At 71.4% G+C, this 18,748-nt stretch carries 17 protein-coding genes; 9 read left to right on the top strand and 8 right to left on the bottom strand.

Translation table 11 applies throughout. The annotated features are described in order from the left end of the window. Window positions 1–92: 92 nt before the first annotated feature. Window positions 93–1,313 carry a cytochrome P450 gene (locus NRF20_RS11730; RefSeq protein ID WP_413752538.1) on the top strand — a complete coding sequence of 407 codons (1,221 nt, stop codon included), beginning with the start codon at window positions 93–95 and terminating at the stop codon, window positions 1,311–1,313. 24 nt (window positions 1,314–1,337) lie between these two features. Here the strand turns inward: NRF20_RS11730 and NRF20_RS11725 are convergent, their stop codons facing one another. Next, complete coding sequence (locus NRF20_RS11725; RefSeq protein ID WP_413752537.1) at window positions 1,338–3,416, bottom strand: BTAD domain-containing putative transcriptional regulator; 2,079 nt, start codon at window positions 3,414–3,416, stop codon at window positions 1,338–1,340. Between the two features lie 242 nt (window positions 3,417–3,658). On the opposite strand from NRF20_RS11725, the gene NRF20_RS11720 reads away from it, so the two are divergent. After that, on the top strand, window positions 3,659–4,330 hold the full coding sequence (locus NRF20_RS11720) for a DUF6875 domain-containing protein (RefSeq protein WP_413752536.1): 672 nt from the start codon (window positions 3,659–3,661) through the stop codon (window positions 4,328–4,330). A gap of 60 nt (window positions 4,331–4,390) precedes the next feature. On the opposite strand, the gene NRF20_RS11715 is transcribed toward NRF20_RS11720, so the two are convergent. The 7 genes from NRF20_RS11715 to NRF20_RS11685 are packed head-to-tail and all read right to left on the bottom strand — an operon-like array spanning window position 4,391 to window position 11,882. Then, on the bottom strand, window positions 4,391–5,440 hold the full coding sequence (locus tag NRF20_RS11715; RefSeq protein WP_413752535.1) for an LLM class F420-dependent oxidoreductase: 1,050 nt from the start codon (window positions 5,438–5,440) through the stop codon (window positions 4,391–4,393). Window positions 5,441–5,463: 23 nt separating this feature from the next. Then, window positions 5,464–7,122, bottom strand: a complete 1,659-nt coding sequence (locus NRF20_RS11710) for an AMP-binding protein (protein WP_398630535.1) — start codon at window positions 7,120–7,122, stop codon at window positions 5,464–5,466. Next, window positions 7,119–8,312, bottom strand: a complete 1,194-nt coding sequence (locus NRF20_RS11705; protein WP_398630536.1) for a CaiB/BaiF CoA transferase family protein — start codon at window positions 8,310–8,312, stop codon at window positions 7,119–7,121. The genes NRF20_RS11710 and NRF20_RS11705 overlap by 4 nt, the downstream gene beginning before the upstream one ends. Window positions 8,313–8,334: 22 nt before the next feature. Further along, window positions 8,335–8,874: a hypothetical protein gene (locus NRF20_RS11700; RefSeq protein WP_413752534.1), complete on the bottom strand. Its 540-nt coding sequence runs from the start codon at window positions 8,872–8,874 to the stop codon at window positions 8,335–8,337. Continuing rightward, the gene (locus NRF20_RS11695; protein ID WP_398630538.1) at window positions 8,871–9,902 is read right to left on the bottom strand and encodes a cysteine synthase family protein; all 1,032 of its coding nucleotides are present in this window, start codon (window positions 9,900–9,902) and stop codon (window positions 8,871–8,873) included. Before NRF20_RS11695 ends, NRF20_RS11700 begins: the two co-directional genes overlap by 4 nt. Window positions 9,903–9,909: 7 nt before the next feature. Continuing rightward, entirely contained in the window at window positions 9,910–10,821 is a 912-nt protein-coding gene (locus NRF20_RS11690) for an oxygenase MpaB family protein (protein WP_398630539.1), read from the bottom strand. Between the two features lie 38 nt (window positions 10,822–10,859). Further along, on the bottom strand, window positions 10,860–11,882 hold the full coding sequence (locus NRF20_RS11685; RefSeq protein ID WP_398630540.1) for a terpene synthase family protein: 1,023 nt from the start codon (window positions 11,880–11,882) through the stop codon (window positions 10,860–10,862). A 319-nt stretch (window positions 11,883–12,201) separates the two neighbouring features. Here NRF20_RS11685 and NRF20_RS11680 point away from each other — a divergent pair, with 319 nt between their 5' ends. Genes NRF20_RS11680 through NRF20_RS11650 form a run of 7 tightly spaced genes read left to right on the top strand, consistent with a single transcriptional unit; the run spans window position 12,202 to window position 18,745 of the window. Next, window positions 12,202–12,981 (top strand): thioesterase II family protein, encoded by a 780-nt coding sequence (locus tag NRF20_RS11680; RefSeq protein ID WP_398630541.1) that lies wholly within the window; start codon window positions 12,202–12,204, stop codon window positions 12,979–12,981. A gap of 17 nt (window positions 12,982–12,998) precedes the next feature. Continuing rightward, window positions 12,999–13,286 carry a phosphopantetheine-binding protein gene (locus NRF20_RS11675; RefSeq protein WP_266357021.1) on the top strand — a complete coding sequence of 96 codons (288 nt, stop codon included), beginning with the start codon at window positions 12,999–13,001 and terminating at the stop codon, window positions 13,284–13,286. Further along, a complete protein-coding gene (locus tag NRF20_RS11670) occupies window positions 13,283–14,674 on the top strand; it encodes a TrpB-like pyridoxal phosphate-dependent enzyme (RefSeq protein ID WP_413752533.1) in 1,392 nt (463 codons plus the stop codon). The genes NRF20_RS11675 and NRF20_RS11670 overlap by 4 nt, the downstream gene beginning before the upstream one ends. Then, complete coding sequence (locus tag NRF20_RS11665; RefSeq protein WP_413752532.1) at window positions 14,671–15,894, top strand: acyl-CoA dehydrogenase family protein; 1,224 nt, start codon at window positions 14,671–14,673, stop codon at window positions 15,892–15,894. The genes NRF20_RS11670 and NRF20_RS11665 overlap by 4 nt, the downstream gene beginning before the upstream one ends. Further along, complete coding sequence (locus NRF20_RS11660; RefSeq protein WP_398630544.1) at window positions 15,878–17,560, top strand: amino acid adenylation domain-containing protein; 1,683 nt, start codon at window positions 15,878–15,880, stop codon at window positions 17,558–17,560. The genes NRF20_RS11665 and NRF20_RS11660 overlap by 17 nt, the downstream gene beginning before the upstream one ends. Next, the gene (locus NRF20_RS11655) at window positions 17,542–18,363 is read left to right on the top strand and encodes an alpha/beta hydrolase (protein WP_398630545.1); all 822 of its coding nucleotides are present in this window, start codon (window positions 17,542–17,544) and stop codon (window positions 18,361–18,363) included. The genes NRF20_RS11660 and NRF20_RS11655 overlap by 19 nt, the downstream gene beginning before the upstream one ends. Before the next feature lie 16 nt (window positions 18,364–18,379). Continuing rightward, window positions 18,380–18,745, top strand: a complete 366-nt coding sequence (locus tag NRF20_RS11650) for a nuclear transport factor 2 family protein (RefSeq protein WP_398630546.1) — start codon at window positions 18,380–18,382, stop codon at window positions 18,743–18,745. Window positions 18,746–18,748: the final 3 nt, after the last annotated feature.

Below are 18,748 nucleotides of genomic sequence, written 5' to 3'. Positions count from 1 at the left end.
CTTCACCGTGTAGTCCGGTGACAGAACCGCGCCCGCCCGCGGGGCTAGCCTCTGTGTCCATCGAGCCCACGACGCGATACGTGAGGAAGCAGATGAGCGGTGTGTGGGAGCTCCCGGAGGACTGCACCACGGTGGATCTGGCCGACCCCTGGTTCTTCCAGCTCCACGACCAGTACGAGCTGTGGCGCAGGCTCCGGGCCAGGAACCCGGTGTTCTGGACGGAGCCCGGCGAGGGCCGGCCGGGGTTCTGGTCGGTTACGCGCTTCGAGGACGTGCAGCGCGTCTACCGCGACAACCGGCGGTTCACCTCCGAGCGCGGCAACGTGCTCACCACGCTGCTCGCGGGCGGCGACTCGGCGGCCGGAAAGATGCTCGCGGTCAGCGACGGCGAGCGCCACCGGGAGCTGCGCAACGTCATGTTGAAGGCGTTCTCGCCCCGGTTCCTGCGGTCCGTGGAGCGCCGGGTGCGGGACATGGCCGACCGGCTGATCTGTGAAGTGGTGGAGCGGGGCGGCGACTTCGCGGCGGACGTGGCGGAGAAGATCCCGATGGGGACGATCTGTCATCTGCTGGGAGTTCCGGAGAGCGACCAGGCGTACCTGCTGACCCTCACCAAGTCCGCGCTGAGCTCGGAGCACGAGGACGCCACCGAAGAGGCCGCCGTACGCGCGCGCAACGAGATCCTCCTCTACTTCCTGGACCTCCTGGACGGCATCAGGAAGACGCCCCGCGAGGGCGCCATCGCCGCCCTCGCGGACGGAGCGGTCGGGGGCCGGCCGCTCACGGAGGAGGAGATCGTCTTCAACTGCTACAGCCTCGTCATCGGCGGGGACGAGACCAGTCGGCTCTCCATGATCGGCGCGGTCCACGCGCTGGCGGAGCACCCGGAGCAGTGGAACCTGCTGCGCGCGGGGGAGGTGGGGACGGACACCGCCGTGGACGAGGTGCTGCGGTGGACCACCCCGGCCATGCACTTCGGGCGGACCACGCTGGAGGAGGTGACGATCGGCTCCCGCACGATCGGGCCTGACTCCGTCGTCGTGCTCTGGAACACCTCGGCCAACCGGGATGAGGAGGTGTTCGAGGAGCCCGACCGGTTCCTGCTGTCACGTACGGCGAACCGTCATCTCACCTTCGGCTACGGACCGCACTTCTGCATCGGGGCCCACCTGGGGCGCGCGGAGGTCGGTGCCGTACTGGACGCCCTGCGCACCCACGCCTCGGCGTTGGAGCTCACCGGCGAACCACGGCGGGTGCATTCGAACTTCCTCAACGGCTTCAGCAGCCTTCCGGTCGCCTTCGCCCCGGCCTGAGGAGGGGCCGGGGCTCCGCCCTCGTCAGGCGAACCGCTCGCGGGCGTGCAGCCTGGTGAGCACCGGGAACGCGTAGCGGCCCGCGGAGTCCGGCCCCTCGAGGAGCTGGTGGTCGACGAGTGTCTCGGCCGCGTCCTCGGCGGCGATCAGGCTGCAGCCGAGCGAGGCAGCGGCGGCCCGCAGGGTGAAGGAGCCCCCGCAGGCCCTCGCCAGCGCCAGCAGGGCCCGCCGGGAGGCGCTCGCCAGGGACACGAAGTGCGTGTCGAGGCGGGCGCGGACGTCGAGCTCGCCGTGGGACAGTTCCGACAGTCGGCTCTGTTCGTCGGTGAGCCGCTGGACCATGCGCGACAGGGACCAGTGGGGGCGGGTGACCAGACGCTGGCCCACGATCCGGATGGCGAGCGGGAGATGCCCGCACAACTCGGCGATCTCCTCGGCCATCTGACGCTCGGCGAGCACGCGCTCCTCGCCCACGATCCGGGTCAGCAGCCTGACCGACTGCTCGGCGGTGAAGAGGGAGAGCGGCAAGTGCCGGGCCCCCGGGATCGTGGACAGCGGCGCCCGGCTGGTGAACAGCAGGGCGCTGGTGAACCCGCCGGGCAGCAGCGGCTGCAGTTGCTCGTCCCGTACGACGTTGTCGACGACGACGAGGACACGGCGCTCGGCGAGCAGGCTGCGGTACGCGGAGATCCGCTCGTTGAGCCCGCGCGGGATCTCGGCCTCGGCCATGCCCAGCGCCCGGAGGAAGCGGTGCAGCGTGGTGTATGCGACGTGGCCGTCGGCCTGGGTGTCGCTGCGCAGGTCGGCGTAGAGCACCCCGTCCACGTAGCGGAGCCTGCACGAGTTCGCCACGCGGACCGCGAGGACGGACTTGCCGACCCCCGGCGGTCCGTAGATGGAGGCGACCGGCGAGGGGCCGAACAGGCCGCCGGGCGAACCGCTCTGGGTGAGGTGCTGCAGCACCTGATGGTGCTCGCTGCGGCCCACCAGGTCGGGGGTGTCCGGCGGCAGCCCGTACGGACGCTTGGCCTCCGCCCGGGGCGGGGCGGCCTGCACGCCCTTGTCGTCCGTGGCGCGGCTGACGCCACGCAGCACGGACAGCTGCGCGGCGCGCAGTTCGGGTCCGGGGTCGATACCGAAGTCGATCCGCAGGGTGCGGTCCAACTTGCTGAACAGGCTGAGGGCTTCCACCTGTTGCCCGGCTCCGGCCAGCGCGACCATCAGCTGGGCGTGCAGGCCCTCGTGCAGCGGATGGTGCCGCACGAGGGGCTGCAGCTGGTCGATGGCTTTCTCGTAGTGGCCGTAGGCGACGGCGAGTTCCGCGAGGCGCAGCGCCGCGGTGATCTGCCGCTGGTTGGCGTCCAGGGCGAGCGGGTGCTGCTGCAGCCGCGGCGAGGAGCCGTGCAGCACCGGACCGGACCACAGGCGCAGCAGGTCCGTCAGGAGCCGCACCTCAAGGGTGAGATCCCCGCTGACCCGGGCGTGTTCGGCCTCCTTGGCCAACTCGCGGAAGCGCAGCAGGTCCAGCTGGTCGGCGCCGATCCGCAGCTCGTAGCCCGCGTTGCGGCGCACGATCGCCGACGCGTCGGAGCTCGGGTCGCTGTGCTTCGCCAACAGCGCGCGCAGCCGCGAGACATACGTGTGGACCAGCTGGTTGAAGGAGTTCGGGGGGGCCTCGCCCCACAGCACGTCGACGATCTCCGCCTGGGAGACGCTCTCGTTCGCGTGCAGGGCCATCAGGCCGAGCAGGCTCTGCTGCATGGGGGTGCCGGCGTTGAGCACGCTCCGGCCGCGTACCGCGCTGAGCGGACCGAGGACCCGGAGTATCAGCCGGTCGTCCTCGCCGTACGCGGCCTCGTCCAGCAGGGACTTGGCGGCCGCCTGGTCGAGCAGGCGGGGTTCCTGTAGCACTTCGGCCAGACGCTGTATGGAGTGCCGCCGCGGCAGGCGTACCCGGCCGTTCTCGATCTCCCGCAATGTCCGGAGGCTGATTCCGGACCGCTCGGCCACCACCCGCTGACTCAGCCGGGCTCTGTCTCTCGCGTTTCTCACCAACTCCCCGAGATCGTCGGTCTGGTCTTGCAATGCGCCTTGGACCGCCATCAATTCCCCGTTCGTTGACGAGCAGCCGTTCCTGACACCCATTCCGGCTAGGTATTTCACACGTCTGTACGACGCTACGGAAGAGGCAGATCGTGCATCCAGTGTCTATCCAGTGAGAAGCGTGAGCGCCATGGAAATATTTCTGCGCGTCGACGAAGATCCGCTTTGAAATTGATTGTGCTGGATGATCCCTTGTAAGCGAAGTGTTAGGGTGGGCGTGCCCGGGTGGGAGTGACTCAGCCATGCTGATTCGCGAAAGCAGTGCGCGACTGACCCTGATTGAGCTGGGCGACCTCGCGCGAAATGACCTTCCCTCATGGCTTGAGAAGCATGAGGAGTCCCTGCGTGAAATAGTTGAGTGGGCGTCCAGCTACCTTTCCCGACCCCACCCCGAAGTGGGGCGAAAGGGGCATGTCTGCCCGTTCGTCAAGACGTCGATGAACAGAGAGCTGTTCTATCTGGCGGTGGAATCAGGGGTTCCGGAAAGCTCCGCGGAGACCGCGGAGGCGCTTCGCGGATACCGTGACTGGTTTGTCGAACTCGCCCGTCAGCATGGGGGTGCCGCGCAGTACACGACGATTCTCGTGCTCTTTCCCGATCTGCCGCGGGACAGGGTGGTCGAAATTGTTGAGAACACCCAGGAATTACTGAAAGCGGACTATGTCTCGCGCGGGCTGATGATAGGCGAGTTCCATGACGGTCCGCCGGCCAAGGGTGGCTTATGGAATCCGGAATTCCGCCCGCTGAAGAGCCCTGTGCCGTTGCTGGCGATACGTCACATGGTGCCCACAGATCTGCCGTTTCTGAAGGACGATCCGGAGCAGCTGGCAGAGTACCTGCGCCGCTACGGCAAGGACACACCGCCGGCCATGGCCGCGCGGCCTCCCGCGCGGGAGCGGGGCGAGGGCCACTGAAGAAACCGCCGGCCCCTGAAGAGGGGCCGGCGGTGCCGTGGACCGGACGACCGGGGCTCGTCAGTCGCAGAGCTCCTTGAGCCGTGACAGCAGCCCGGCCTCCGTCTGGCCGTCCTGGGGCACGGGGACGACCTGGAGTTCGGTCACCCCGGCCGCGCGATACGCCGCGACCCGCTCCTTCACATAGCCCTCGGGCCCGCACAGCGTGGTGGCCTCGAGGAGTTCCGCCGGAACGGCCGCCGCCGCCCCCGCGCGGTCACCTGCCCGGAACAGTCGCGCCACGGCCTCCGCCTGGGCCCGGTAGCCGTACCTGCAGACCAGGTCGTAGTAGTAGTTGTGCCCCGCGGCGCCCATCCCGCCGATGAAAAGGGCCAGTTGGCCGCGGGCAAGCTCCCTGGCCCGGGCGGCGTCCGGGCCGATGGCGAGCAGCCCGCCCGCCGAGATCCGCAGCGGGCCGAGCCCCGGGTCCCGCCGCGCCGCCCCGGCCCGCAGGTCGTCGCCCCAGACCTCGTCGCACCGTTCGGGGTCGAAGAACATGGGCAGCCAGCCGTCGGCGACCTCGGCGGTCATCCGGACGTTGCGCGGGCCCAGCGACGCCACCCAGACGGGGACGGCCGGCCGCACCGGCGGGGTCAGCAGCTTCATGGCGGTGCCGAGCCCCGTGCCGCCGCCCTCGCCCGGAGGCAGCGGCAGGCGGTGCACCCGGCCCTCGTACGTCACCGGTTCCTCGCGCCGCCAGAAGGCGCGCAGCACCGCGATGGTCTCCCGGGTCCGTGCCACCGGCTCGCGGTACGGGACACCGTGCAGCCCCTCGACCACGCGGGGGCCGGAGGTGCCAAGTCCCAGATGACAGCGGCCGCCTGAGAGTGCGTCGACTCCGGCGGCCGTCATCGCGAGCAGCGCGGGCGTGCGGGTGTAGACGGACATGATGCCCGAGCCGATCTCCACCCGTCGGGTGCGAGCGGCGATGAACCCCATGAAGCTCGGGGCGTCGTGGCCGTAGGCCTCGGGCACCCAGATCAGGTCGAGACCGGCGCGTTCGAGCTCCGCCACCTGCTCGGCGGCGGCCACGATGTCGCCGTCGTACCGCAACTGCATGGAAATACGCATGGTGCGCTCCGGGTTCAGGGGGTTCAGGCAGTGGAGGTGCCGCTGTCGAGACGTTCCAGGCGGCCGCTGACGGCGAGTTCGGCGACGCGGAACCGCTGGACCTTCCCGGAGGCGGTGAGGGGGAGGTCCGCCGCCAGGAACCAGTGGACCGGGATCTTGTACGGCGTGAGCCGCCCCTCGCACTGGGCCAGCAGGGCCTCCAGGCAGAGCGCCGCACCCGGCACGGGCTGGACCACGGCCGCGACCTCCTCGCCCCACACGTCGTCGGGGACCCCCACGACCACGGCCTCCCGCACCCCCGGGACCTCCGCGAGGACCTCCTCGATGGCGGCGGGCGCGATGTTCTCGCCGCCCCGGATGATGAGGTCGTTCAGCCGCCCGTCGATCCGCAGGGCCCCGGTGACGTCCATCGAGCCGAGGTCGCCGGTGTGCAGCCAGCCCTCCGCGTCCACCTTGCCCGCGGTGGCGGCGGGGTCTCCGTAGTAGCCGATCATCTGCTGGTAGCCGCGGGCGCAGATCTCGCCCTGGACACCGAGCGGCTGCACGGCGCCCGACTCGGGGTGGACGATCTTGCACTCGGCGTGCGGGAGGGGCCGTCCGACGGTGCCGGCCTTGTCCTCGACGGTGTCGTCGGGCCGGGTGAGGGTGAGGACGGAGGCGAGCTCGGTCTGGCCGTAGAGGTTGAACACGGTGGTCGAGAAGAGCCGTTCGGTCTCCGCGATGAGCTGCGGGCGGACCGGGGCGGCACCGGTCAGGACGGACGAAAGCACTGGGCGGTCCGGGACGTCGCGGGCGGCCTCGTTGAGCGTGCTCAGTACCGTGGGAACACTGGTCAGCACCGCGCCGGGCGCCTCGCTCAGCGTGCTGAGCAGCACCTTGGGGTCGAAGCGTTCGAGCAGCACGAACGTGCCGCCGCTCCAGAGCGGGCCCAGACACGAGATGACGCAGCCGGCCGTGTGGAACATGGGGAGCGGACTGACGACCGTGGCGCCCGGACGCACCCCGAGGGCCTCGAAAGTCAGCTTGGGAACGTTCACCACGGCCTGGTGGGACAGGAGAACGGCCTTCGGGGCGCCCGTCGTCCCCGAGGTGAACTGGATCTGGGCCGGGGCGGTCGAGGACGGCTCGTGCTCCGCGGGCAGCGGCCCGCTGCCCTTGAGCTCGTCCCAGTCGGAAAGGGAGACGACATGGCGCAGCCGAGGCAGCCCGGCGGCGACCGATGACACCACGGCCGCCATGTCGTACGTGCGGCTGCGGTCGGCATGGACCAGCATCTCCGCCTCGGAGACACCGAGGGTGTGCGTCAGGTCGGCGGCACGGAACGCCGGGTTCAGGGTCACCAGGGTCACCCCGGCGAGCGCCGCCGCGTATTCGAACACGGGCCACTCGGGGACGTTGGGCGCCCAGATGGCGACCCGGCTGCCGCGCGGGAGCCGGGCGAGGATGCCGGACGCGACGCTCTCCGCCTCGGCGAGCAGCTCGGCGTACGTCCACTGCCGGGGCGTGCCGCCGCCGTCCGGGACGCCGCGCAGGGCGACGGCCTCCGGGCGGCGGGCCACGGTCTCGCGGAGCAGCGCGCCGATGGTCCGGTCGGCGAGCGGGCTGCGCCCGTCCGCGGGCCGGACCGAGCCCGGGCGCGGTCTCGGGCTTCCGTTCACTGCCCGTACGGTTCGGCCGGTCACTGTGGCTCCTCACGTCGTCGGTCTGCGGCGTCGATCTCCGCCAGAACCTCGGCGGTGTGTTCCCCGTGTGCGGGAGCCGCGCCCCGCAGGGATTCCAGCCCTGCTCCGAAGAGCACGGGGAAACGGACCTGGTTCTGCGGGGCGCCGCCGGGCGGGCCCGGAACGGTGCCGACGAGGCCGCGGGCCGCCACGTGCCCGTCGGCGAGGAACTCGTCCGCCGACTCGTAGACCGGGGCCCAGGGCACGTCGAGGTCGGACAGGGCGGCGGACCACCATGTGAGGTCATGCCGCGCGAACACGTCCGCGAGCGTCGCCCGTACCTTCTCCTTGGCCCGGGTGCGGTCGGCCCGCCGGTCGTACGCGTCGTCGGCGAGCGCGGGGAACTCCGCTGCGAACCGGCGCCGGAAGGCGATCCAGAACTTGTCCTCGAAGGTGGCGAGGGTGAGTCGCCGCCCGCACGCCAGGACGAACACATCGTTGTCCCCGGTGACCAGCGGATTCCCGCCCGGCCCCGCCCGGCCGTGGCGCGACAGGGCGAGCGGGGCCGCCCAGGCGGCTGCGGCCTCGTGCAGGGAGACGTCGAGGTGCTGGCCCTCGCCCGTGACCCGTGCCGCGAACACCGCCACGGCCGTGGAGAGCGCCGCGTACATGGCGCCGGCCGTGTCGGCGACCCGGACGCCGACCCGGTCCACCGGGCCCGCCTCGCGGTGCGGCACCGCGAAGAAGCCGGACAGGGCGAGGAAGTTGAGGTCGTGGCCGGGCCGTGTCGCGTACGGCCCGGTCTGGCCGAAGCCGCTGATCGAGCAGAGCACGACCCGGCGGTTGGCGGCGCGCAGCCGCGCGTAGCCCAGCCCCATCTTCTCCAGCACACCCGGCCGGTGGCTCTCCACGACGGCGTCGCTGCGCTCGACCAGGCGCAGCAGCGTGTCGCGGCCCTCGGGCTCCCGGAGGTCGAGGACCACCGACCGCTTGTTGCGGTTGAGCGCGGCGAACGTGTCGGGGTCGACGAGCCTGCCGTAGTCGCCCCTGTCGGGGCTCTCGATCTTGATCACGTCGGCGCCGAGGTCGGCCAGCAGCAGCGTGGCGAAACCGCCGGGCAGCAGGCGGGACAGATCCAGCACCCGCAGCCCGGTCAGGCCGGGCCACCCTGCCGTCCCCGCGGTCTCGGCCGCCCCTGACGTCGCGTCCATGGCTGTTCCTCCCCTGTCGGTGTCAGTGCGGCAGCCGCGTGCCGAGGCCCAGTTCGGCCGCCCCGGTGTGCACCGCGGCGGCCACCGCGATGTCGTGCACGCCCATGCCGAACGGATTGATCACCACGCGGTCCCGGTCGCCCACCTGCCGCCGGTAGGCGCCCGCGAGCAGGTCGGGGAGGGCGGCGTCGACGGACCGGCCGCCCTCGGGGGCGGGGGCGCCGGGACCGGTGATCCGGCCCGCGCCGGCGAGCACGCCCAGCAGGCGGTGGTCGTCCTCGGCGACCAGCTGCCAGTCGTCGACGAACAGGTGGTCGCAGCCGAGCAGCAGGCTCTCGGCCGCGTCGTCGAGGGAGACGTTGACGAAGGTGCCGCCCTCGGGCACCCAGTCGAGTTCGACGTACGGCTCGGTCGTGGTGGTCACCGCGAACGTCAACTCGGCGCGTGATACGGCCTCTTCGGGCCTTTCGACCACGGCCTCGACGACGGGCAGCTCGGCGCAGACGCGTGCCACGTCGGCGCTCGCGAGATAGGTGATCGGTGGCGGGGTGTGCACGGTCATGGCTTCGCCACTCCTTCGGTGACCGGGGGTGTGCCGGGGTGCGCGTACTCGTCGGAGCGGGCGTGCGCCAGGGCGTCGAGGGCCGCCGCGACCTCGGCGGTGACCCCTTCCGGGCTCCGCGTCACGACGCCGGTGAGCTGTGGGTACTTGTCGCCGCCGTCCGGGCACACACAGGCCGCGTCGGCCGTCCCCGGGCGCCGGGCCGCGTCCATGACGGTGGCGAGCACCGAGGCGCCCGCGCTGCCGCCGAGCGACAGGCCGGTCCGATCCCGGATCCGCGCGCAGGCGGCGACGGCGTCCAGGTCGCGGACCCGCACCAGGCGGTCCCAGTGGTGGCGCGCCACGAACCGCGAGGCCTGCCCGGAGCCGAACCCGGCGAGCTTGTCCGGGCGGTGCACCGGGGTCCCGCCCAGCGCCGCCGATCCCACGGCGTCGACCGCGATGATCCGGGTCGAGGGCCGGTGCGCCCGGAAGTAGTCGGCCACCCCGGCCAGCGTCCCACCCGTGGAGACCGCCACGGCGACCGCGTCGAAGCCCCCGCCCGGGGCGTCGCGGGCCAGTTCCACGGCGGTCCGGGTGGTGTGGACGCGGGGGTTGGCGCTGCTCTCGTACTGATCGGTCCACACGGCGGTGTCGTCCTGGCGCAGGATGTCCCTGACCGCTTCCAGCCGGGCGTCGAGAGTTCTGCCGGACGGCAGTTCGGGCACGGTCACCACGTCCGCGCCGTACTCCGTCATCAGCGCGACGCTCGCGCGCGGGGTGCTGGGCTCGACGACCAGGGTGCACCGGTAGCCGCGGGCCGCGCACAGGCCGGCCAGCGCGATGCCCAGGTTTCCCGAGGTCGACTCCACCACCCGGTGCCCGGGGCGCAGCCTGCCGGCCTCCTCCAGTGCGTCGAGCAGCGCCTCGGCGGTACGCGCCTTGATGGAGCCGAAGGGGCCCAGCGCCTCCAGCTTGAGCCACAGGCGCAGGGCCCGCCCGGGCAGGGGAACGCGTACGGGCAGCAGGGGAGTCGGTGAGTGGGTCACGGTCCGGTCAGCTCTCAAGGTTCTCGGCGGAGGTGTGGCCGAGGGCGAGGGGGCCCTGGTGGGTGCCCCGCGCGTGCTCGGGGCCGATGTCGCTGATCCGGTAGCCGCGCGGATAGCCCGGGTACGTCCTGGCGGTCGGCCGGGTCAACAGCCGCGCCATCAGCGCCGGCGCCGCCCGCTCGGCCCGCGCGTGGGCGTGCAGCCCGATCCGGTGCAGGGCTCTGGCCGGGGGAGACGCCCGCGGTATGCCCAGCGCCTGCTGGGCGGCTGCGTCGAGCCGGCACGGCAGCGTGGCGGCCACCAGGTCGGATACGGGACGCGGATACCAGGAGGAGTAGAGCTTCATGACGGCGGCGCCGACCCGCACGCTGCTGGGGGTCAGCCGGAAGTTCGCCCGCTCGTACTCCACGTTGAACCGCTCGAACTCGGTGTACTCGCTGGGGAGGTCCTGGATGTTCATCCGGGCCCCCACTTCCCGGTAGAAGTAGAAGGCGGACAGCCGCTCCGTCTCGACGGTCCCGCGCCAGGCCCAGCGGTCGATCCATCGGATGGGCTCGAAGACGAACGTGGACAGCACGTACAGCATGTCGTCGTTGGAGATCGAGTAGCGGCGGTGCGCCAGGTTGATCTGCCGCAGGGCCTGCCGGCCGCGCTCGGAGGCGTAGCCGTTGCGCACGATCTCGCCGAGCAGGATCCGGGTGTCGTCGTAGCGCTTCTGTGCCTGCCGGGCGAACTCGCTCGTGCCGTCCAGGAGTTCGGCGATGCTCGGTATGCAGCAGGTCCGCCAGATGGCCACCTCGAGACCCCGGCCGTAGTCCCACGGGAACTCCCGGTCGGAGGACGTGCGGTGGATCTCCTCGTGGTCCGCCTTCGGGTCGAGGGACCGCAAGTACTCAACGGTGGCATACCGGTTCCGCATGTCGCTCCTCGATCCGGATCGTGTGGTGTGGCCGTGGACTACAGCGGGGTGGAGCCGGCGGCACTGGTCACTTCGGGGCGCGTGGGGTCGAAGCGCCGGGTCTCGTAGCGCCACCGGAGCTGGCCGGTCAGCCAGCTGCGCAGGCCCGCGACATGGCGGGCCAGCGGAGCGAGCAGGGACGGATCGAGGGAGTCCCGCAGCGGCGCGTCGGGGAACGTCCGGCTGAGGTCGGTGAAGGTGGTGACGCGGCCCTGGACCATCTCACCCACCGCGTCCGCGGCGGTCTGGAGGTCGGTGCCATGGGCGTGCCGGTGGACGACCACCAGGTTGTGCGGGTCGCCCAGCAGGGCCTCCTTCTCGCAGGAGAAGAGGTCGTTGGTCCACAGGTCGGCGTCGGAGAGGGACTGGTTCAGCTCGGCGAACACCGGCAGCCGGTATATCTCCGCCGGGATCTCGAAGTGCGTGGTGACCTCGATGAGGTCCAGGTACGGCATGAGGGCCCGGCCGCGCATCGCGATGTACTCGTCCAGCTCCGGCGTGCGCCCCGTGAGACGGTTCTCGGCCTCCCAGGCGCAGGTGTCGAAGAACGCGCCGATGTGCCCGGCGAGCCGGGTCCGCCAGGCGTCGGAGGTGTACGGACGGGTGCGGCGCCACAGGTCGGCGAAGGCCGGCCGGAAGGCCGTGACCACCGAGTGTTCCGCCGTGTCGGGCACGGCCTCGGCGACGGAGCCGTCGGGGGTGAGCCAGCCGAGCACCTCGCGGCACACCGCGCGCAGCCGCCCGGGGTCCTTGCCCAGGTCCGTCTCGTCGAACTGGTCGTCCAGCACCAGCATGCAGCTGATCCAGTCGGTGACCAGGGCGAGTTCGGTGCGGCCCGCGTGCGGATAGGCACGCGACATCAGGGTGCCGAGCAGCGACCGCTCGTGATGCCGGCGGGCCACCTCGTCGGGCACGAGGCCGAACCGCCGGACGAACGCGCGGGTGCTCTCTTCCACCTGGTCCCGGAAAGGGCTGAGTTCCGTGGGGAAGTCCACCCGGATCTGGGGCATTCGGAGGGTCACGATGACTCCGGCGTCGAAGGAGCGGGCAGGGAGTGGATCGGCGGAACGGACACGCACGGGTGCGGGGGAGAAACAATTCGGGAAAAGTGGAGCGGTCCGCATCCATGGGCGCGCCACATACCGCCGTAAACAGAATTCACGGGCAGAGGTTCCATGCGGGGCGATTACAGCCTACGGGAGAGCTGTTCCCGGGACTGGAAGCAACCTGTACGGCCAACTGCCCCTGCCCGAAAGGGCAGTGACGATGGATGAGGAACCGGCTAGGGTGCCGATTCGGAAGTGACCGACGGTTGTTTGCCGCCCGATGGAGAGGCGACCAGTGTCCTCATCCGCAATTCCCGCTCAGCGTTCCGAAAGCGCCTGGCTCAAGCGGTTCGAGCCGGTGCCGGCGCCTCGGATCCGACTCGTCTGCCTGCCGCACGCGGGGGGTACCGCGGGCGCCTACCATGCCTGGACCCGCGACCTGCCCGCGGACGTGGAGCTCGTCGCCGTGCAGTACCCGGGCCGCCAGGAGCGGTTCGGCGAACCGTGCGTGACGGAGATGGGCACGCTGGCCGACCACGTCACGCGGGTGCTGCTGCCCCTGACCGACCGGCCGTTGGCGCTGTTCGGGCACAGCATGGGCGCGAGCGTGGCGTACGAGGTGGCGCTGCGGCTGATCGTCCGTCACCAGGTGTGCCCCCAGATGTTGTTCGTCTCCGGCCAGACCTCACCGCTGAGCCGGCGCGAGGGCAGGGACCTGCACCTGCGTGACGACGAGGCGCTGTTGGCGGGGCTGCGCGCCCTCGGGGGCGTGGAGGAGGAGGTGTACGCCGACCCCGACCTGCGGCAGTTGGTGATTCCCTCGCTGCGGTCCGATATGCGGCTCATCGAGAACTACCGGCGCACCCAGGTGCAACGGGTGGACATTCCGGTGACGGCGTACGCGGGTGATTCCGACCCGGAGGTCTCCGCCGCCGACATCGGGGCATGGCGTGACCTCACCACGGCGGAATTCGCGGCGCGCACACTTCCGGGCGGTCATTTCTATCTGCGGGATCGGCAGGCGGAACTCGTCGCCGATATCGCTGCACGGCTGACTTCGGTCCGCGCCCGGTAGTTCGAAGGGAACCCACGATGGACAGCAATGACTACGAGTTGGCGGGCGTCGTACGGAAGCTCATGACCGACGTCCTCGACCTTCGGCTGAGCCCGGAGGAGATCAAGGACGGGATGTCGCTCTACTCGCCGACGATTCAGCTCGATTCCCTGAATCTGCTGCAACTGCTGCTGGCGGTCGAGGACGAGTTCGGCGGCCACATCGACGACGAGGATGTCATGGAAGCCGATCTGGAGACCGTCGGCGACCTCATCGGACTGGTGTCCCGGCATGTGCGGGAGAACCGTTCGGAGGCCGGCGCGTGAAGGCGAACCGCAACCAGTACCTTTTGGACGAGAGCGACGTCCCCACCCACTGGTACAACATCCTGGCCGACCTCGACGTGCCGACGGAGGGCGTGCGCAGGGCCCGCCCCGCCCCGAGCGCCCCCACGGCCGCGGCGGAACGGCAGGCACCGAACATCCCCCTGTCCATGTACCGGGACAGCGTCGGCGGCAGGCGCCACGTGGAGATCCCCGACGAGGTGCGTCGGCAGTACCAGCGCTGGCGGCCCACCCCCCTGGTGCGCGCCCACGCGCTGGAGCGGGCCTTGGACACCCCCGCGCACATCTACTACAAGTACGAGGGCGCCAACGCGGCGGGCAGTCACAAGCTCAACTCAGCGCTGGCGCAGGCGTACTACTACAAGAAGGCCGGCGTCCAGGAACTGACCACGGGCACCGGAGCCGGTCAGTGGGGCACCGCGCTGGCGATGGCCTGCCAGGCGATCGGCCTCGGCTGCACGGTCTTCATGGTCCGGTGCAGCTTCGAGCAGAAGCCGTACCGCCGTGTGCTCATGGAGCTCAACGGAGCCCGGGTGATCCCCAGCCCGAGCGGCACCACCGAGGCGGGCCGTGCACTGCTCGCCGCGTCCCCGGACAGTGAGGGAAGCCTGTCCATCGCCAACGCCGAGGCGATCGAGCACGCCAGGTCGGTGACGGGCGGACGCTTCGCCGTCGGCAGCGGCGAGAACCACGTACTGCTGCACCAGACCGTCATCGGCGAGGAGGCGCTGCGCCAGATGGAGATGGCGGGCGAGTTCCCCGACGTGGTCATCGCGTCGATGGGGGCGGGCAGCAACTTCGCCGGACTGGCCTTCCCCTTCTACCGGGAGAAGCTGCGCACCGGGGCGGACACCCGGCTGGTCGCCGTGGAGCCGGAGGCGTGCCCCAAGATGACCAGGGGGCGCTACGCCTGGGACTACAACGACTACTCCGGCACCACGCCGATGACGAAGATGTACACCCTGGGGCACACCTATGTCGCGCCCGGGGTGCACGCCGGCGGTCTGCGCTACCACGGGGCCGCGCCCCTGGTCAGCCTGTTGCACCGGCACGGACGCATGGAGGCCGTGGCCGTCGGGCAGAACGCCGCGTTCGAGGCGGGCGCCCTCTTCGCCCGCACGGAGAACCTCGTGCCCGCCCCCGAGTCCGCGCACGCCGTCCGCGGCGTGATCGACGAGGCCGTACGGGCCCGCGAGGAGCGCCGCGCCACGGTCATCCTGTGCAACATCAGCGGCCACGGCATGCTCGACCTGTCCGCCTACGACCAGTACCTCGCGGGCACGCTCAAGGACCACACGGCCACCGACGAGCAGATCGCGGCCTCGCTGGCCGCCCTCCCGGACGTCGAGCCCGCCGGCGCGGCGTCATGAACCTCAGCCCCACCGAGGAGCAGGTCGCTCTCGGCGAGCGGCTCCGCGACGTGGGCGCCACCCAGCTGGGCGCGGACGTCGAGGCGAGGGAGCGGACCCACAGCCTCCAGCCGGAGGACTGGGAGCGGTGCGCGCGGGCCGGGATCCTCGCGCTGCCCGTGCCGACGACGTACGGCGGGCTCGGACTCGACCCGCTGAGCTGCGCCGTCGGCATGGAGGGCCTCGGCCACGGCTGCCGGGACAACGGCCTGCTGCTCTCCCTCGGCGCCCACATCTGGGCGGTCGAGATCCCGATCCTGGAGTTCGGTACCGAGGAGCAGAAGGAGCGCTACCTGCCCGCGCTGTGCGACGGCCGGATGGTCGGCGCCCACGCGCTCACCGAGCAGGAGGCCGGCTCCGACGCCATGGCGTTGACGGCACAGGCCCGCCGCGACGGGGACGGCTATGTGCTCAACGGCACCAAACGGTTCGTCACCAACGCCCCGATCGCCGACGTCACCCTCGTCTACGCCACCGTCAACCCGGCCCTCGGGTTCACCGGGGTGACCGCGTTCCTCGTCGACCGGGACACCGAGGGGCTGACCGTGGAGAGCCGGTTCGAGAAGACGGGGATGCGCACCGCGCCGTGGGGGGAGATCACCCTCCGGGACTGCCGTGTCCCGGCCGGCGCCCGGCTCGGCGCCGAGAAGCAGGGGTCGCGCATCCTCGCCCGGGCGATGGCCTGGGAGCGCTCGCTGATCCTGGCCCCGCTGCTCGGTACGATGCGGCGCCAGATCGAGCAGTGCGTGCAGTACGCCAGGAGCCGCAGCCAGTTCGGCAAGAACATCGGCCGGTTCGAGTCGGTCGCGCACCGGATCGTCGACATGCAGCTCCGGCTGGAGGCGGCGCGGCTGCTGACCCACCAGGCGGCCTGGAAGCTGGGCCTCCAGGATGCCTCGTACGCCCCCGAGGCGGCGAAACTGACCACCAGCGAAGCAGCCGTGGCGACCTTCCTCGACGCCATGCAGGTGTACGGCGGGCTCGGCTACACCACCGACACGGACATCGAGCGGAACCTCCGTGACGCCCTGGGCACCCGCATCTCGTCGGGCACCTCGGACCTCCAACGGGTGCTGATGGCCGAGAAGATGGGGATCACGGCCAGGGCGCGCCGCACGCCCCCGCCGCGGCCGGCGGCCGCCGCCCGGCCCGGGGGTGAGCGGCGTGCCGACGCTCGTTGACGCCCTGGCGCGGTCGGTGGCCGAGCACCCCACGGGCGAGGCGGTCAGACTGCGCGGCCGCTCCCTCGACTACGCCGGTCTCGACCGGGCCAGCAGCGCCCTCGCCGCCACGATGCGCGAGGCGGGCGTGGTCCCGGGCGACCGGGTCGGGCTGTGGCTGGGCAAGTCGGTGGAGACCGTCGTGGCCGTGCACGCCGTGCTCAAGTGCGGTGCCGCGTATGTGCCCGTGGACCCGGCGGCGCCGCCCGCCCGCGCCGCGTACATCCTCAAGGACTGCGCGGTGGCCTGCCTGGTCACGGACCGCGGACGGCTCGACCTGCTCGCACCGGACACGCAGGGGCAGAGCACGGACGGGCAGGACGGCAGCGACGGACACAGCACGGACGGGCCGGGCACGGACGGCTGGTCGGCCGCGGTCCGGCTCGTCGTGGTCGTCGACGAGGAGGAGGTCGAGGACGGGCAGGCGACGGACGCCGCACCAGCCGTCTTTGTCCCCCCTCGCCTCGGCTGGGGCCGGGCGGCGCGGCGGCCCGTCCCCAAAGGGTTCCGGCCCGCATCCGTGGCCCCCGGCGACCTGGCCTACGTCCTCTACACCTCCGGTTCGACCGGCGTCCCCAAGGGCGTCATGCTCTCCCACCGCAACGCCCGTGCCTTCGTCGACTGGGCCGTCGCGGAGTTCCGCATCACGTCCGATGACCGGCTCGCCTCCCACGCACCCGTCCACTTCGACCTGTCGGTCTTCGACATCTTCGCGGCGGCGGGCACCGGAGCCTGTCTCGTCCTCGTCCCGGAGCACCACAAGGCCCTCGGCATGGCGCTGAACCGGCTCGTGGTGGCCGAGAAGATCAGCGTCTGGTATTCGGTCCCGGGCGCGCTGGTGCGGATGCTCGACGCGAGGAACAGCGGCGAGCTCGCCTCCTGCGGGCTGCGGACGGTGCTGTTCGCGGGCGAGGCGTTCCCGCTCAAGCACCTCAGAAGGCTGCGCGGCGTGCTCGGCGGGGCGGAGCTCTACAACCTCTACGGGCCGACCGAGACCAACGTCTGCACCTTCCACCGGGTCACCGACGAGGACCTGGCACCGGACCGCGTCGCGCCGCCGCCCATCGGCACCCCCTGCCCGTACGCCACCACCACCCTGCTCGACGCGGACGGCCGCGCCGTACCGGACGCACCGGGCGCCGAGGGCGAACTCGCGGTCCGCGGCGACTCGGTGATGCTCGGCTACTGGACGCCCGCGGGCCCGCCCGCCGAGCCCGCGCCGGTCCACCGGACCGGAGACATCGTCAGGTCCGACGGCGCGCGGACCTACACGTTCGCCGGGCGGCGCGACCACATGGTCAAGGTCCGCGGCTACCGGATCGAGCCGGAGGAGATCGAGGCGACGCTGCTGGCGCTGCCCGAGGTCCACGAGACGGTCTGCACGGCCGTCGGGGCCGGGGAGGACGACGTACGCCTGGAGGCGTACGTGGTACCGGAGTCCGGGGCGTCGATCGACGAGGCGCGGCTGCGCCACCACTGTGCCCGGACCCTGCCGCGCTACATGGTCCCGGCCCGCTTCGCCGTCGTGGACGGTCTTCCCCGTACGTCGACGGGCAAGGCCGACCGGCGGGCGCTCGCCGCCGCGGCGGCCCGGAGCGAGGAGGGGCCGTGCACACCCGAGTCATGACCCTGTGCTGGCCCAGCCGGGCGCTGGGCCGTGACAAGCGGGTCAACGTCGTGCTGCCCGACACGTACACGGACCACGGCCCCGCCCACCCGGTGCTGTACCTCCTGCACGGCTACGGCGGCGGGCGGGACACCTGGCTGCGCCGTTCCGTGCTGTGCCAGGCCCTGGCGGGCAGCCGGCTGATCGTCGTCCTGCCGGAGAGCGGCCGCCGCTGGTTCATCAACGACCACGCCGGGCAGCGGTACGAGGACTACCTCGCCGAGGACCTCGTGGCGAGCGTGAACAACGAGTTCAACACGGTGGCCCGCCGCGAGGGCCAGGCGGTCGGCGGATTCTCCATGGGGGGCGCCGCCGCGCTGTTCCTGGCGCTGCGGCACCGTGGGCTGTTCGGCGCGGCCGCCGCGCACGCCGGTGCCTTCGAGGCGGGCACGCGCATCGGCGACCCGTACGCCGCGTTCCGTGGGGACCCCGGCTTCGCCATGCCCACGGAAGAGGTCCACGAGCGGGTCTGGGGCCCGCCGGGCAGCGCCACCCGCCGGCTCTACGATCCGCGCCGGCTGGCCGACGAGCCGCACGACGGCCCCCGTCCGGCTCTTTACCTCGACGTGGGCACCGGCGACCACGACCGTGTGATCGGGATGAACCGCCGTACACGGGACACGCTGCGGGAGCGGGGCTGGCGGCCGGAGTACCACGAGCGGCAGGGCGGTCACGACTGGGACTTCGTGAACCGCGCCCTGCCCGAATCGCTGAAATTCGTGATGCATCACCTTTCCGGAGCGACTGCTGCGGAACGACTGTGAACGGGGTGTCTGCTGCGTGATCTTCGTCGAGGAAGCCATAGGTCTGGTCGAGCGGTACTACGACCTGGTCGACCGGAATGACATTCCCGGTCTTGTGTCGCTGTTCACGACGGATGTGGTGTACGAGCGGCCGGGATATCCGTCCCTGCACGGAATCGGTGAACTGGAGCGGTTCTACCGGCAGGACCGTGTCATCGAATCAGGAAAGCATTCATTGCGCGGAGTCGTGGCGAACAAGGAACTGATCGCCGTGCACGGCGATTTCGAGGGCCGGCTCGAGAACGGGAAAGACGTGTGCGTACGGTTCGCGGATTTCTTCCAGGTCGCCGAGGACGGTCTCTTCCGCCGGCGTGACACCTACTTCTTCAGCCCCCAGGTGTGAGCG

Source organism: Streptomyces sp. R-74717, assembly GCF_047305335.1.
GTDB lineage: Bacteria > Actinomycetota > Actinomycetes > Streptomycetales > Streptomycetaceae > Streptomyces > Streptomyces atratus.
The sequence above is the reverse complement of the archived record's forward strand: the minus strand, read 5'-3'. Positions and strand labels throughout refer to the sequence as shown.